Source organism: Bradyrhizobium sp. GCM10028915 (genome assembly GCF_042666195.1).
GTDB classification, from domain to species: domain Bacteria; phylum Pseudomonadota; class Alphaproteobacteria; order Rhizobiales; family Xanthobacteraceae; genus Bradyrhizobium; species Bradyrhizobium canariense_D.
In genome coordinates this window covers 42972-55450 of sequence record NZ_JBHTFN010000021.1, presented here as the reverse complement: position 1 = coordinate 55450, position 12479 = coordinate 42972, and the positions used below count along the sequence as shown (strand labels likewise).

Below are 12479 nucleotides of genomic sequence, written 5' to 3'. Positions count from 1 at the left end.
TTGTTGGTATGGGCGAACTAGAGAAAATCGGCGCCAGCCTCCGCGGCGAAGCGGCCCGGATCGCCCTCCCAGACGATCCTTGCATGCTCGAGCACATAGACGCGGTCGGCATGCGGAAGCGCGAAGGTCACGTTCTGCTCGCCGAGCAACACCGTGATCGATGTCGTCTGCCGCAGCCTGGTTAGGGCCTTGGACAGGAGTTCGAGGATGACGGGGGCGAGGCCCAGCGTCGGCTCGTCCAGGATCAGGATCTGCGGCTGCATCATCAGCGCGCGGCCGATCGCAAGCATCTGCTGCTCGCCGCCGGAGAGCGTTTGCGCCATCTGGCCCTGACGCTCTTTCAGGATCGGGAATAGCTCGAACAGCCAGGCGAGCTGTGCCGCGCGCTTGTCGTCGGCCAGATGTTGCCCGCCAAGGTCGAGATTTTCGCGTACCGACATCTCGCCGAACAGCTCGCGCGATTCCGGGCACTGCACGAGGCCGCTGCGGGCGATCTTCGCCGGTGTCGTGCCGCGCAGCTTCTCGCCGTTGCGCACGATCTCGCCGCTGTAGGGCAGGAAGCCCGAGATGGTGTTGAACAATGTGGTCTTGCCGGCGCCGTTGAGACCGACGATCGAGACGAACTCGCCCTCATGGACGTGGATCGAGACGTTCTCCAGCGCCTGCGCCTTGCCGTAGAACACGCTGACATTCTCGACCTGGAGCAGCGGCACCTTGTCCTTGAAGCTGGTCTCGGGCCGCGCATGGGTCTCGATGGCGCCGCCGAGATAGACCCGCCGCACCGTCTCGTTCTTCATGACGTCCTCGGCCTTGCCGGTGACGATCTCCTCGCCGAGATACATCGCGAGCACGCGGTCGACCAGCGCGGCCACGCTCTTGACGTTGTGGTCGACCAGCATCACCGCGCGGCCCTCGTCGCGGAAACTGCGAATCAGGTCGGAAAACATTTCGACCTCGGCCCGCGTCAGCCCGGCAAAGGGCTCGTCCACCAGCACGACCTTGGGATCGCGCGCGATAGCCTTGGCCAGCTCGAGCCGGCGCAAGTCGGCGAAGGGCAGCGTCGGCGGGCGGCGGTTCATCACGTTGCCGAGCCCGACGCGATCGGCGATCCATTTGGCGCGCTCGAGCAGCGCCTTGTCCGGAAACAGCATGAACAGGCTGTCCGGCAGCAGCGCGACCATGATGTTCTCCAGCACAGTCTGCCGGTTCAGCGGTCGCGAATGCTGGAACACCATGCCAAAGCCCTTGCGCGCGATCTTGTGCGCCGGCAAGCCCGCGACGTTCTCGCCCTCGAATACGACTTCGCCTGATGTCGGGCGTTCGATGCCCATGACGCTCTTCATCGCGGTCGATTTGCCCGAGCCGTTCGGGCCGATCAGGCCAAAGATCTCGCCGCTATTGACCTCGAAGCCCAGGTTCTTCACCGCCGTCAATCCGCCGAAGCGCTTGGTCAGGCCGCGGACTTCGAGCACGGCCCGGTTTGAAGATCGCATATCCATCACGAGCGCGCCTCACGCGAGAGGGCCGCTCCGAGGAAGCCGCCGGGGAAAAACAGCACGACGAGCAGCGCGACGGCCGAGACGATGAAGGTCGCAAGCTCGCCGGTGGGCCTGAGGAACTCGCCGGCGACGATCAGGAAGATCGCGCCCAGCGCCGCGCCAAGCACGGTACGCCGGCCGCCGAGCACGGCCGAGACGATCACGTTGACGCCGACCGCGACGTCGACGACGGTGCCGACCGAGGCGGTGCCGAAATAGAACACCAGCAGCGCGCCTGACAGCCCTGAGAAGAACGCGCTGACGATGAAGGCGGCGAGCTTGTGCTTGACGATGTTGAAGCCGAGCGCGCCGGCCTGCACCGGATCCTGACCGCTGGCTTGCAGCACCAAGCCAACAGGTGATTGCGACAGGCCATAAAGAATGGCCGCCGAGATCGTCATAAAGCCAAGCGCGATCCAGTAATTGACGCCGGCGTTGATCGAGATGACGTCGGGAATGGTCAGCCCGATCTCGCCACCGGTGAGGTCGGCAAACACCACGATGAAATTCTGCAGCATCAGCACCGCGACCAGCGTGGTCAGGCCGAAATACGGTCCGCGCACCCGAAGCGCCGGCAGCGCCAGCACGAGGCCGGCGATGACGGAGGCGAGCGCGCCGAGCACGATGCAGAGATAAACTGACCAGCCGAACTGGGCATTCAGGATGCCGGCGGTGTAGGCGCCGACGCCGATCAGGAAGGTCGGCCCGAAATTGACCTCGCCGGCGAAGCCGAACAGCAGGTCCCACGCCATTGCGAACACGCCGAAATAGAAGGCGACGGTGAGAAGCCCGAGCACGTAGCCGGAGACGTAGAGCGGCAGCGTCGCCGCGATGACGACGAGCGCGAATGATATGAAGAACAGGCGTGTCGTAAAGAAGCTGGCCATCTCAGCGCCTCCCCAGAAGGCCCTGGGGCCGGATGTACATCACGAACACGAGCAGCAGCAGCGCCGGAATGGTGCGGTAGGCCGGCGAGACCAGATAGGCCGTGAGCGTTTCGAGATAGCCGACCACAAAGGCTGCGATCAGCGAGCCGGAGACGCTGCCGAGGCCGCCGAGCACGACGATCGAGAACGCGCTCGCGGTCAGCGGCCCGACGCTGTAGGAGCTGACGCCGAGAAACATTCCGAGCAGCACGCCGGCGATGCCGGCGAGGATGCCGTAGATCGCCCACACCACGACGTAGATGTTGGTGAGCTCGAGGCCGAGCAGGGTGACGCCGCGTGGGTTCATCGAGGCCGCCAGCACCGCCTTGCCGGTGCGGGTGCGGTTCACCAGGAGCCACAACAGAGCGATGACGAAGCAGCACACGATCGCGGTAAAGATCTCGTTCCTGGGCGTGCGGACGCCGAGAATCTCGACCACGCCCTCGACGATCGGCAGCACGGTCTTGGCGTTGTTGGTGAACAAATAAGCGATCACCTCCTGGATCATGATCCCCCATAGCAGCGTGCCGGTGAGGACGAAGATCTCCTTCTCTTCATTCGGGATGCGCCGGGAATCCTGGATCGGCTTCACCACCGCGAAATAGGTCGCAAAGGATGTAAGGAGGGCGACACCGACGCCGATCAGTGCGCCGGCATAGGTGCCGACATTCAGGATGCTGGCGGCAGCCCAGGCCGCCACCGCTGCCGCCACCATGATGGCCCCGTGGGAGAGGTTGAGGACGCCGGAGACGCCGAAGATCAGCGTGAAGCCGGTGGCACCGAGAGCATAGAGAGCGCTGATGGCAAAGCCATCGATCAGAATCTGGAAAGCACGCATCTAGGGTTGGCAATCCGATTTATGAGAGACGATGTTGCTGGAGCAACGTGCTGCGGGGGCCGCATGTGGAAGCTCCCGGGAGCTGGTCCCGGGAGCGTGTCCTGCTAGTTCGAGAGCTTGATGAAGCTCGGGAACTTGACGTCGACCTTGGCGACTTCCTTGGGCCAGACCGCGCTCTGCTTGCCGTCCTGCCATTGCAGCATCAGCCCGGTGATCAGGCCCTTGCCGTATTTGATCGAGTGCGTGAACGGATCGTCCTTGCCGTAGAACTGGACACGGCCGATCGTGCCTTCCCAGTCGGTCGTCTCCAGAGCGGCGACCAGCTTGTCGGCGTCGGTCGAGCCCGCGCGCTTCACCGCATCGGCGATGTAGTAGACCTCGTCATAGGCGGTGTAGCCGGCATAGGAGGGATAGTTGCCGAACTTCTTCTTGAAGGCTTCGGCGAACGGCACTGATTTCGGCGTCACCGCGACGCCTGGGCCGGAGACGCCCTGGTAGAGTACGCCCTCGGCCGCCTGATTGGTGTCCTTGCCGAAGGTCTCGTTGGTGGCCTGCGAGGAGATGCCGAACATCGGGATCGGCACCTGCTGGTTCTTCCACTGCACCGTCGGCTGCACGCCGACATGGGAGATCCCGGTGATGATCACGTCGGGCTTGGAGCCTTCGATCTTGTTGAAGATCGGCGTGAAGTCGGTGGTATCGGGCGAGAAGCGGATGTGGTCGAGCACCTTCAGCCCGATCTTGGGCAGGCATTCCTCGTAGCCGATGTCGAGCGGCTTGGTCCAGGCGGCGTCCTCGCTCATGATGACCGCGGTCTTCATGTGCATCTTGTCGACGAGCAGGTCCTTGGCGCCGTCGCAGACGGAAAGCGCCAGCGCGGCGGAGGTCAGATAGCCGTGGAAGGTGTACTTGTTCTTCTCGTAGTCGGCATGGACGCTCTTGCTGATCTCGTTGGAGGCGGCACCGGGCGTGACGAACGGCGTCTTCAGCCGCGAGGCCCAGGGCTCCAGTGCCAGCACGACTTCGCTGATGTAGCTGGCGATGACCGCATTGACCTTGTCCTCGTTCACCGCGCGCTGGAAGGCGCGCACTGAATCTGCCGAGGAGGAATGATTGTCGTAAGAGACGATCTCGATCTTGCGGCCGTCGACGCCGCCATTGGCGTTTATCTCGTCGGCGGCGAGCTGTGCCGCCTGGGGGATGGAGGCGCCGGCAATCGCCTGCGCTTCCGCGATCACGCCGATCCTGATCGGGTCGGCCGCAAGCGCCGCGCCTGACGTCATCAACACAGCGGCCGCGGCGGTACCGAGTGCTATTCGCAACGCAACAGAGAGCGGTTTCTTCATCTTGTTCTCTCCCTTAACAGGCCTCTTATGAGCCATTATGCCGCGACTATACCGGCGGAGACATTCTCGGCAAGTGAAACCGCGTTCAGGATTGTGAGGCACGAACTAAAGTCTAGCGCTGGGCAATAGCGGGCAGGAAAGCTGTCGGACCCGTTTCACGCGCAGGCATGCAGATTTCGTCGGTAGGCATGCGCAGCTATCGCGGGCGCACAGCAACCGGAACGCTGAATTGCGATGCCGTCGCGTCGGCTCAGCGCGCTTGCAGCAGCGATGGATCGAGCGGCGCGAGCCGGGCCGGATCGAATGGCGAGATGTCGACGTTGCGCGTCGCACCCTCCGCGATCAGTTGCGCCATGACCTCGCCCGTGGCGGGCGCATTCAGGATGCCCCATACATTGTGCCCCGTCGCAACATACAGACCTTCACTTCGCGGCACCTTGCCGATCAGCGGCAGGCCGTCCTGTGTCACCGGCCGGAAGCAGGCTTGTTGCGCAATGATCCTCTCGGAGCGGAACAGCGGCGACAGCCGCTCGGACATGGTTTGCAGGCGCGCGATCGCGTCCTTGTCCGGCGTCACGGCCGCCGGATCGAGCGGAAGCGGCGCGATGTCGGAGAGAGCGGTGATATGCGTGCTGCCGTCGGCGCGAGGAAAGACCTCGATCGACACGGCACTGCCATTCTCTTCATACTCCAGGAACAGCGCATCGGCCGGCGCATCCGTGCCGGTGTCGTACACGATGCTCGGGCTGCGCTGGCCGTAGACGGCGGGCAGGCTCATCCATTGCGCCGCGAGCAGCGACCATGGTCCCATCGCGATCACGACGGCGTCCGCCTCGACGATGCGGCCGTCGACCTCGACGCCTGTCGCGGTCGTGCCGCCCGCATCGCGCATGATGCCGGTCACCTGGCCGGTGCGAAGCTCGGCGCCTAGCGCGATCGCCGCGTTCATCACGGCTACGGTGAATTTTTTGGGGTGAACGATCGCGGTGGTCTCCATCGTGCCGATGCGCTGGGCGATGATGACGCCGTTGCCCAGCCAGCCGAGCGCGGACGGTGCATGCCGGCGCGGATGGCCGTCGGCGGCAACGGAGCCGCTATAGGCGGTCATCGGGCGATAGCCCCAATCGCCGGCGATCTGTTCCGGCAGCTGCGCATGGATCGCGAAGCTCCGTCGCGCCAGCGCATCGAGCGGCGAGCCCTCGCACCAGTCGCGCGCGAGGAAGCCGCCCGCCTTGCCTGACGCCGCGGCCGCGACGCCCGCCCGCTCCACGACGACGATTTCGATGCCACGGCGGCGGAGAAACCAGGCGATGCAGGCGCCGATCACGCCGCCGCCGCAGATCACAACGCGCATGAATGCTCCCTTACACAATGAAATCCTTCGCATGGAGATCCGCGGTATGGATTCCCGCCAGCGTAATCGTATCGGTCGCCGTCAGGTGGATCACCGCGTTTCCTGTGCTGTCATCGCTGATCAGGCTTTTCAGCGCCGCCCAGTCTGCGAAGCCGTAATCGTGCAAATTGATCAAATCATGCTCTCGCGCCGTGCTGCCGACAGCCTTGTTGCCCTGGTCGAAATCGTTGATCACGTCCAGGCCCGAATTTTTGTCGAAGACGAATCTGTCGTCGTTCGGTCCGCCCCAGAGCTGGTCATTTCCGCCACCGCCATTCAACATGTCCTTGCCGCCGGTGATCGATCCGGCTGTGAACGGAGCGTAGGTCTGTGCGTCGCCATACAGGAAATCGTCGCGGCTGCTGCCGAGGAGGATATCATCTCCGCCATGCGCATTGCCTGACATGTTCGAGGCGTCTCCGACGAGCACGATGGACGTGGAGTCCGGGTTGCCGTCGACGGTCGCGATCAGGATATCGTTGCCGCCACGGGTATCGTCGCTCATGTAGCCGGCGTCTCCGACCAGAGACGCGCCCCCGGATTGGGCTGCGGCACCGACGGTGTAGATGAGCATGTCGTTGCCGCCGTGCGCATCGCCGCTCATGGAGACGAGGGCATCGCCGGACATTGAAGCGCCGCCGTAACTGCCGACCTGGGTCACGCTGAGGATATCATTGCCGCCACACGCGTGATCGCTCATTGAACTGCCGGAATCTCCGCTGAACGTGCCGGACGATCTGTTTCCCATCGATGCAATGACGACGTCATTGCCGCCCCCCGTGTCGGCTGACATGGCGGTTTCGGCATCGCCAAAAATGCCGAGAGTCGCGTAGATCGATGTCGATGCATCGACGTGAAGCACATCGTTGCCGCCATGGGCGTCGCCGGACATCGCCTGCGCATCGCCGTCCAGGAACACGTAGTCCCCGAAGCCTGTGACGGTCGCAGCGAGATGGTCGCCTCCTCCGTGAGAATGTCCTTGGAGGGTCTGGTCGTCGCCAACGAATATCAGGACCGCGTTGCCCCCGTCGACGGTCGCGATCATCTTGTCGCTGCCGCCGCGGCCGTCGTTCGGCAGGCCCGGGTCTCCGAACTCGGTCACGTATTGCTGGTCCCCAACGCTGACGATGATGGTGTCGTTTGGCATACGGCGCATCGCGCAACTCCCCGTTCAAGTCGGGCGCGAGAACGAAGAGCATCATGCCTTCGCACCGCGCTGCGGCCTTGCCGCGCGATTCAATCTTCGTTGGATTGATGGCGGAGATTTGCCCGAGGCGTAGCTTGATTGCGATCAGGGAACCGCGGGCGCCGGCGGTGCACGCCGACGCCCGTGCTTGCGATCTTGCGCGGGCTCAGCCCGGTCCGGCGCCTTGCGTGGCCGTGTACACCGCATAGAGCGATTGGCTTGCCGCCATGAACAGGCGATTGCGCTTGGGGCCGCCGAAGCAGATGTTGCCGCACACTTCGGGCAACCGGATGCGGCCGAGCAGCTTGCCCTCCGGCGACCACGTCGTCACGCCGCTGTAGCCGACGGCGCGGCCGGCATTGCTGGAGGCCCAGACATTACCGTTGACGTCGCAGCGCACGCCGTCCGGCCCGCACTTCACGCCGTCGATCACACACTCGCTGAACCGCTTGTGGTTGGTGAGCTTGTTGTCGCTGCCGACGTCGAAAACGAAAATCTCACCCTTGCCGCCGGGGCCGGTGTCGCCGGGGCCTTTGCCGGTTGATACGACGTAGAGCTTCTTGAAGTCCGGGGAGAAGCACAGCCCGTTCGGGTCGGGCACCTGCTCCTCCGTGACGACGAGGTCGACACGGCCGCTAGGATCGATGCGATAGCAATTGGTCGGCAGCTCGCGCTTGCCCGGTGCGAAGCCGGCCGGCTGTCCAATGCGCGGATTGAGCTTGCCGCCGGAATTGCTCGGACCGCCCGCGGCATCGGGCTCACCTTCGTAGAGCTGGCCGCCGTAGGGCGGATCGGTAAACCAGTAGCTGCCGTCAGGATGGGCGACGACATCGTTCGGCGAGTTCAGCTTCTTGCCGTTGTAGTTGTCGCAAAGCACGGTCGCGGTCCCGTCATGTTCATAACGCGTCACCCGCCGGGTCAAATGTTCGCAAGAGAGTTGACGGCCCTGGAAGTCGAACGAGTTGCCGTTGGAGTTGTTGGACGGCGAGCGGAATACGCTGACGCGACCGTCGTCTTCGCTCCAGCGCATCTGCCTGTTGTTGGGAATGTCGCTCCAGAGCAGATAGCGGCCCTGTGCACTCCACGCCGGGCCTTCAGCCCACAGCAAACCCGTATAGAGACGCTTGATCGCCGTGTTGGGCTGCGCGAGATCGTTGAAGGACGGATCGACTGTGACGACATCGGGGTCCCAGAAATAGGTGGTCGGCGCGCCGTTGGGACCGAAATCGCGTGGCGGGGTGGTAATCGTCGTCGGCGGCGCGGCTGGTCCGGTCTGGGCCAGCGCGGAGCCGGCGCCGGCAAAAGTGGCGGCGCCGAGCGCAAACCCCTGAACGAGCGTTCGTCGTGAAAGCGCAGCATCCTGGTCACGCTGCTTTTGGCGTGTCATCGCGTCCTCCCGGTCATGTTCGGCTAGCCGGTTGATCCGGCCGAGCAGGGCAAGGTTAGTCCGGTCCGATGACGGTTGCGAGGGGGAGGTACGCATCCTCAGCGAGATCGGGGCGGCAAAGCGCTGCAACGTCGAACATGGAAACGACAAATTCATCAGGCGTGACGGGGTTTACCGGAGCTGTCTTCGGGACATTGCCAAGCAGGGGAATGTCAAGCCTTGACCTCCTGCGCGATGCTGGCAGAACGTCATTCGGGGCGTAAGTCGGAGTTTACTGTGGTCGCTGTCGTCGTACTGGTTTTGCTGCTCGGGATTGCATTTGCGGCCGGCTATTTCACCCGCGACTACGTCTCCCGAAAAAGACGAGCCGAGGCGCGGCGCTGGCGTGAGTACAGCGAGCCGGATTGGCTCAGTGCCAACGCACCAGCCAACACCAACGATATCGCGATCGCTGGCACGGCTACGCCGGTTGCCACCAGCGAGCTCGGTCAGATGCTGAACCGCTGGGAGAGCAGGGCTCGCGCTCGCCGCTCGGCATAGCTTGACCGCCTTGCCGGCGTTCGGTCGGCCAAACAATTGGCACCGGTCACGCATCCGGCGCTGCGATCATGTCAGCCCTTCTGTCCATCTTTTGGCGTTGCGGTTGCTGCCATTTCTCGTCTAGAAACGACGCATCGAGCCTCCCGGCAACCAACCGTCAACGGTTTTGACCGAGGATTTGAGGGCTCAAAGGGTCCGGTAATGCTGATTCGCGGCCAAATCGATGGGATTTCGGAGGAGGTGGCTCTTGCCGCCGCCGCGATCCCGGCCGCGCTGCTGCCTACCCTCCTGATTGGCGGGCTTCTTCTTACTTGCCCCTGAGGGCCGGCTGGGCGCCATGCGCCTGGGCGCTCAGGGGTTGGTCGAGATCACCGGACACCTCAAGCGCCGAGAAGACTGACGGCGCAAAAAGCTCAAAAGGAAATTCAAATGGCCCCCGTGAACAAGTCCGATAAGGACCGCGTCATCATTTTCGACACCACCCTGCGCGACGGCGAGCAGTGCCCCGGCGCCACCATGACCTTCGAGGAGAAGCTCGAGGTCGCCGAGATGCTGGACGATATGGGCGTCGACGTCATCGAGGCCGGCTTCCCCATTACCTCGGAAGGCGACTTCCAGGCGGTCAGCGAGATCGCCCGCCGCTCCAAGAACGCCGTCATCGCCGGTCTGTCGCGTGCCCATCCGGCCGACATCGACCGCTGCGCAGAAGCGGTGAAATTCGCCAAGCGTGGCCGCGTCCACACCGTGATCGCGACGTCGCCGCTGCATATGCGGGTGAAGCTGAACAAGACCCCGGAGCAGGTGCTCGAGACCTCGGTGGCCATGGTCGCGCGCGCCCGCAACCAGATCGACGACGTCGAATGGTCGGCCGAAGACGGCACCCGCAGCGAGATGGACTATCTGTGCCGCATCGTCGAAGCCGTCATCAAGGCTGGCGCCACCACGGTGAACATTCCTGATACCGTCGGTTACACCACGCCCGACGAATACACCCACTTCATGAAGACGCTGATCGAGCGCGTGCCGAACTCGGACAAGGCGGTGTTCTCCGTGCACTGCCATAACGACCTCGGCATGGCGGTGGCGAACTCGCTGGCAGGCGTCATTGGCGGCGCGCGCCAGGTCGAGTGCACCATCAACGGCATCGGCGAGCGTGCCGGCAACGCCGCGCTGGAAGAGATCGTGATGGCGATCAACGTGCGCAACGACAAATTCCCTTTCTGGAATAAGATCGACACGACGCAGCTGACCCGCGCCTCGAAGGTGGTGTCGGCGGCGACCTCGTTCCCGGTGCAGTACAACAAGGCCATCGTCGGCCGCAACGCGTTCGCGCATGAGAGCGGCATCCATCAGGATGGCGTGCTGAAGGACGCTTCCACTTACGAGATCATGCGGCCCGAGATGGTCGGCCTCAAGCAGTCCTCGCTGGTGCTGGGCAAGCATTCCGGCCGCCACGCCTTCGTGCACAAGCTGGAGGAGATGGGCTACAAGCTCGGTCCGAACCAGCTGGAAGATGCGTTCACGCGGATGAAGGCGCTGGCCGACCGCAAGAAGGACATCTACGACGAGGACATCGAGGCGCTGGTCGACGAGGAGATGGCGGCTTCGCACGACCGCATCAAGCTGACCTCGCTGACCGTGATCGCCGGTACCCATGGCCCGCAGCGCGCGACGATGAAGCTCGATGTCGACGGCCAGATCAAGATCGAGGAGGCCGAAGGCAACGGGCCGGTCGATGCCGTGTTCAACTGCATCAAGCGCCTGGTGCCGCACGAAGCCAAGCTCGAGCTGTACCAGGTTCACGCCGTGACCCAAGGCACCGACGCGCAGGCCGAAGTCTCGGTGCGGCTGTCGCACGAGGGACGCGCGATGACCGCGCGCGCGGCGGATCCGGATACGCTGGTGGCCTCAGCAAAGGCCTATCTCGGCGCGCTCAACAAGATCGTCATGAAACGCCAGCGCGACACCGTAACGACCGCGGCGGCGAGCTGAGGTTGCTACTACCGCCTCTTCCGGAAGCGGGAGAGGCGGTGCTTGCGGCGTTCACCATGAATGGCTGCCCTGCTAACGACCAATAGCAGCTGGTGATGTCGACCTGTATTGATGCTGACGGCATAGGCCACCCGCGCGCCCGGTGGCCCAAATAACAACAGGGAGAGATTATGCGCACCTTCGCGATCGCTGCGTCCATCGCGGTCCTGGCACTTGGCTTGACCGGGCCGGCATCGGCCCAGTCGCCCATCATCATCAAGTTCAGCCACGTGGTGGCCACCGACACGCCGAAGGGCAAGGCGTCGGAGAAATTCAAGGAGCTCGCCGAGAAGTACACCGGCGGCAAGGTCAAGGTCGAGATCTACCCGAACTCGACGCTTTACAAGGACAAGGAAGAACTCGAGGCGCTCCAGCTCGGCAGCGTGCAGATGCTGGCGCCGTCCAATTCCAAGTTCGGCCCGCTCGGCATCCGCGAGTTCGAGGTATTCGATCTCCCCTACATCCTGCCTGATCTGAAGACGCTGCGGAAGGTGACGGAAGGTCCGCTCGGTGCCAGGCTGCTCAAGCTGCTCGAACCGAAGGGCATCACCGGCCTCGCCTATTGGGACAACGGCTTCAAGCAGATGAGCGCCAACAAGAAGCTGGTGACGCCGGCCGACTATCAGGGCGTCAAGTTCCGCATCCAGTCCTCGCGCGTGCTCCAGGCCCAGTTCAAGGCGCTCGGCTCGCTGCCGCAGGTGATGGCGTTCGGCGAAGTCTACCAGGCGCTGCAGACCGGCGTCGTCGACGGGCAGGAGAACACCTGGTCGAACATCTATACCCAGAAGATGCACGAGGTGCAGAAGTACATCACCGAGAGCAACCACGGCTACATCGGCTACGTCGTGATCGTGAACAAGAAGTTCTGGGACGATTTGCCGGCCGACATCCGCGACCAGCTGACGAAGGCGATGAAGGAAGCGACCGACTTCAACAATACGCAGTCGCAGAAGGAGAACGAGGACGCGCTCGCCGAGATCAGGAAGAGCGGCAAGAGCGAGATCATCAAGCTCACGCCGGAGCAGGACGAGGCGATGCGCAAGGCCATGGAGCCGGTCTACAAGGACGCCGCAGGCCGCGTCGGCCAGCCGCTGATCGACGAATTCCAGAAGGAAGCGAAGAGCACGACGAACTGATTTGAACGGAGGTTGAAAGGGGCTTCCGTGCCTGGCGCGGAAGCCCCTTTTGTTGCGAATGATTCCGATTGCGACTGAACTAAAATTCAGGAGCGTTACATCTTGGAAAGGACTCGCTCCCTGTCCAAGTTGTAAGTTGCGCGTAAGCCGCGCTGCGC

The 12479-nt window shown here is 63.5% G+C and carries 10 protein-coding genes; 3 read left to right on the top strand and 7 right to left on the bottom strand.

Annotation, left to right across the window (positions count from 1 at the left end; translation table 11 throughout):
• Positions 1-17 precede the first annotated feature (17 nt).
• From ACFQX9_RS12115 to ACFQX9_RS12085, 7 genes are all read right to left on the bottom strand, one after another.
• Positions 18-1499, bottom strand: a complete 1482-nt coding sequence (locus tag ACFQX9_RS12115) for an ATP-binding cassette domain-containing protein (protein WP_026233383.1) — start codon at positions 1497-1499, stop codon at positions 18-20.
• Positions 1499-2425 carry a branched-chain amino acid ABC transporter permease gene (locus tag ACFQX9_RS12110; RefSeq protein ID WP_085350215.1) on the bottom strand — a complete coding sequence of 309 codons (927 nt, stop codon included), beginning with the start codon at positions 2423-2425 and terminating at the stop codon, positions 1499-1501. Before ACFQX9_RS12110 ends, ACFQX9_RS12115 begins: the two co-directional genes overlap by 1 nt.
• A 1-nt stretch (position 2426) precedes the next feature.
• Positions 2427-3302 carry a branched-chain amino acid ABC transporter permease gene (locus tag ACFQX9_RS12105; protein ID WP_018457493.1) on the bottom strand — a complete coding sequence of 292 codons (876 nt, stop codon included), beginning with the start codon at positions 3300-3302 and terminating at the stop codon, positions 2427-2429.
• 104 nt (positions 3303-3406) lie between these two features.
• The gene (locus ACFQX9_RS12100) at positions 3407-4648 is read right to left on the bottom strand and encodes an ABC transporter substrate-binding protein (protein ID WP_026233384.1); all 1242 of its coding nucleotides are present in this window, start codon (positions 4646-4648) and stop codon (positions 3407-3409) included.
• 250 nt (positions 4649-4898) lie between these two features.
• Positions 4899-6002 carry an NAD(P)/FAD-dependent oxidoreductase gene (locus ACFQX9_RS12095; RefSeq protein ID WP_377788669.1) on the bottom strand — a complete coding sequence of 368 codons (1104 nt, stop codon included), beginning with the start codon at positions 6000-6002 and terminating at the stop codon, positions 4899-4901.
• Between the two features lie 10 nt (positions 6003-6012).
• A complete protein-coding gene (locus tag ACFQX9_RS12090; RefSeq protein WP_377788667.1) occupies positions 6013-7197 on the bottom strand; it encodes a calcium-binding protein in 1185 nt (394 codons plus the stop codon).
• A 196-nt stretch (positions 7198-7393) separates the two neighbouring features.
• Entirely contained in the window at positions 7394-8614 is a 1221-nt protein-coding gene (locus ACFQX9_RS12085; RefSeq protein WP_368507299.1) for an SMP-30/gluconolactonase/LRE family protein, read from the bottom strand.
• 276 nt (positions 8615-8890) lie between these two features.
• Between ACFQX9_RS12085 and ACFQX9_RS12080 the strand changes: the two genes are divergently transcribed.
• The 3 genes from ACFQX9_RS12080 to ACFQX9_RS12070 all read left to right on the top strand — a co-directional run bounded on the left by ACFQX9_RS12080 (position 8891) and on the right by ACFQX9_RS12070 (position 12321).
• Positions 8891-9154 carry a hypothetical protein gene (locus tag ACFQX9_RS12080; protein WP_018457498.1) on the top strand — a complete coding sequence of 88 codons (264 nt, stop codon included), beginning with the start codon at positions 8891-8893 and terminating at the stop codon, positions 9152-9154.
• Between the two features lie 429 nt (positions 9155-9583).
• Positions 9584-11146, top strand: a complete 1563-nt coding sequence (locus tag ACFQX9_RS12075; protein ID WP_018457500.1) for a 2-isopropylmalate synthase — start codon at positions 9584-9586, stop codon at positions 11144-11146.
• A gap of 170 nt (positions 11147-11316) precedes the next feature.
• Entirely contained in the window at positions 11317-12321 is a 1005-nt protein-coding gene (locus ACFQX9_RS12070) for a TRAP transporter substrate-binding protein (RefSeq protein WP_085350209.1), read from the top strand.
• The last annotated feature ends 158 nt before the right edge of the window (positions 12322-12479 follow it).

Bases quoted from the DNA above. Each gene is read 5' to 3' on its own strand.
- ACFQX9_RS12085 (WP_368507299.1), bottom strand. From the start codon at position 8,614: ATGACACGCCAAAAGCAGCGTGACCAGGATGCTGCGCTTTCACGACGA.
- ACFQX9_RS12110 (WP_085350215.1), bottom strand. From the start codon at position 2,425: ATGGCCAGCTTCTTTACGACACGCCTGTTCTTCATATCATTCGCGCTC.
- ACFQX9_RS12115 (WP_026233383.1), bottom strand. From the start codon at position 1,499: ATGGATATGCGATCTTCAAACCGGGCCGTGCTCGAAGTCCGCGGCCTG.
- ACFQX9_RS12090 (WP_377788667.1), bottom strand. From the start codon at position 7,197: ATGCGCCGTATGCCAAACGACACCATCATCGTCAGCGTTGGGGACCAG.
- ACFQX9_RS12100 (WP_026233384.1), bottom strand. From the start codon at position 4,648: ATGAAGAAACCGCTCTCTGTTGCGTTGCGAATAGCACTCGGTACCGCC.
- ACFQX9_RS12105 (WP_018457493.1), bottom strand. From the start codon at position 3,302: ATGCGTGCTTTCCAGATTCTGATCGATGGCTTTGCCATCAGCGCTCTC.
- ACFQX9_RS12075 (WP_018457500.1), top strand. From the start codon at position 9,584: ATGGCCCCCGTGAACAAGTCCGATAAGGACCGCGTCATCATTTTCGAC.
- ACFQX9_RS12095 (WP_377788669.1), bottom strand. From the start codon at position 6,002: ATGCGCGTTGTGATCTGCGGCGGCGGCGTGATCGGCGCCTGCATCGCC.
- ACFQX9_RS12070 (WP_085350209.1), top strand. From the start codon at position 11,317: ATGCGCACCTTCGCGATCGCTGCGTCCATCGCGGTCCTGGCACTTGGC.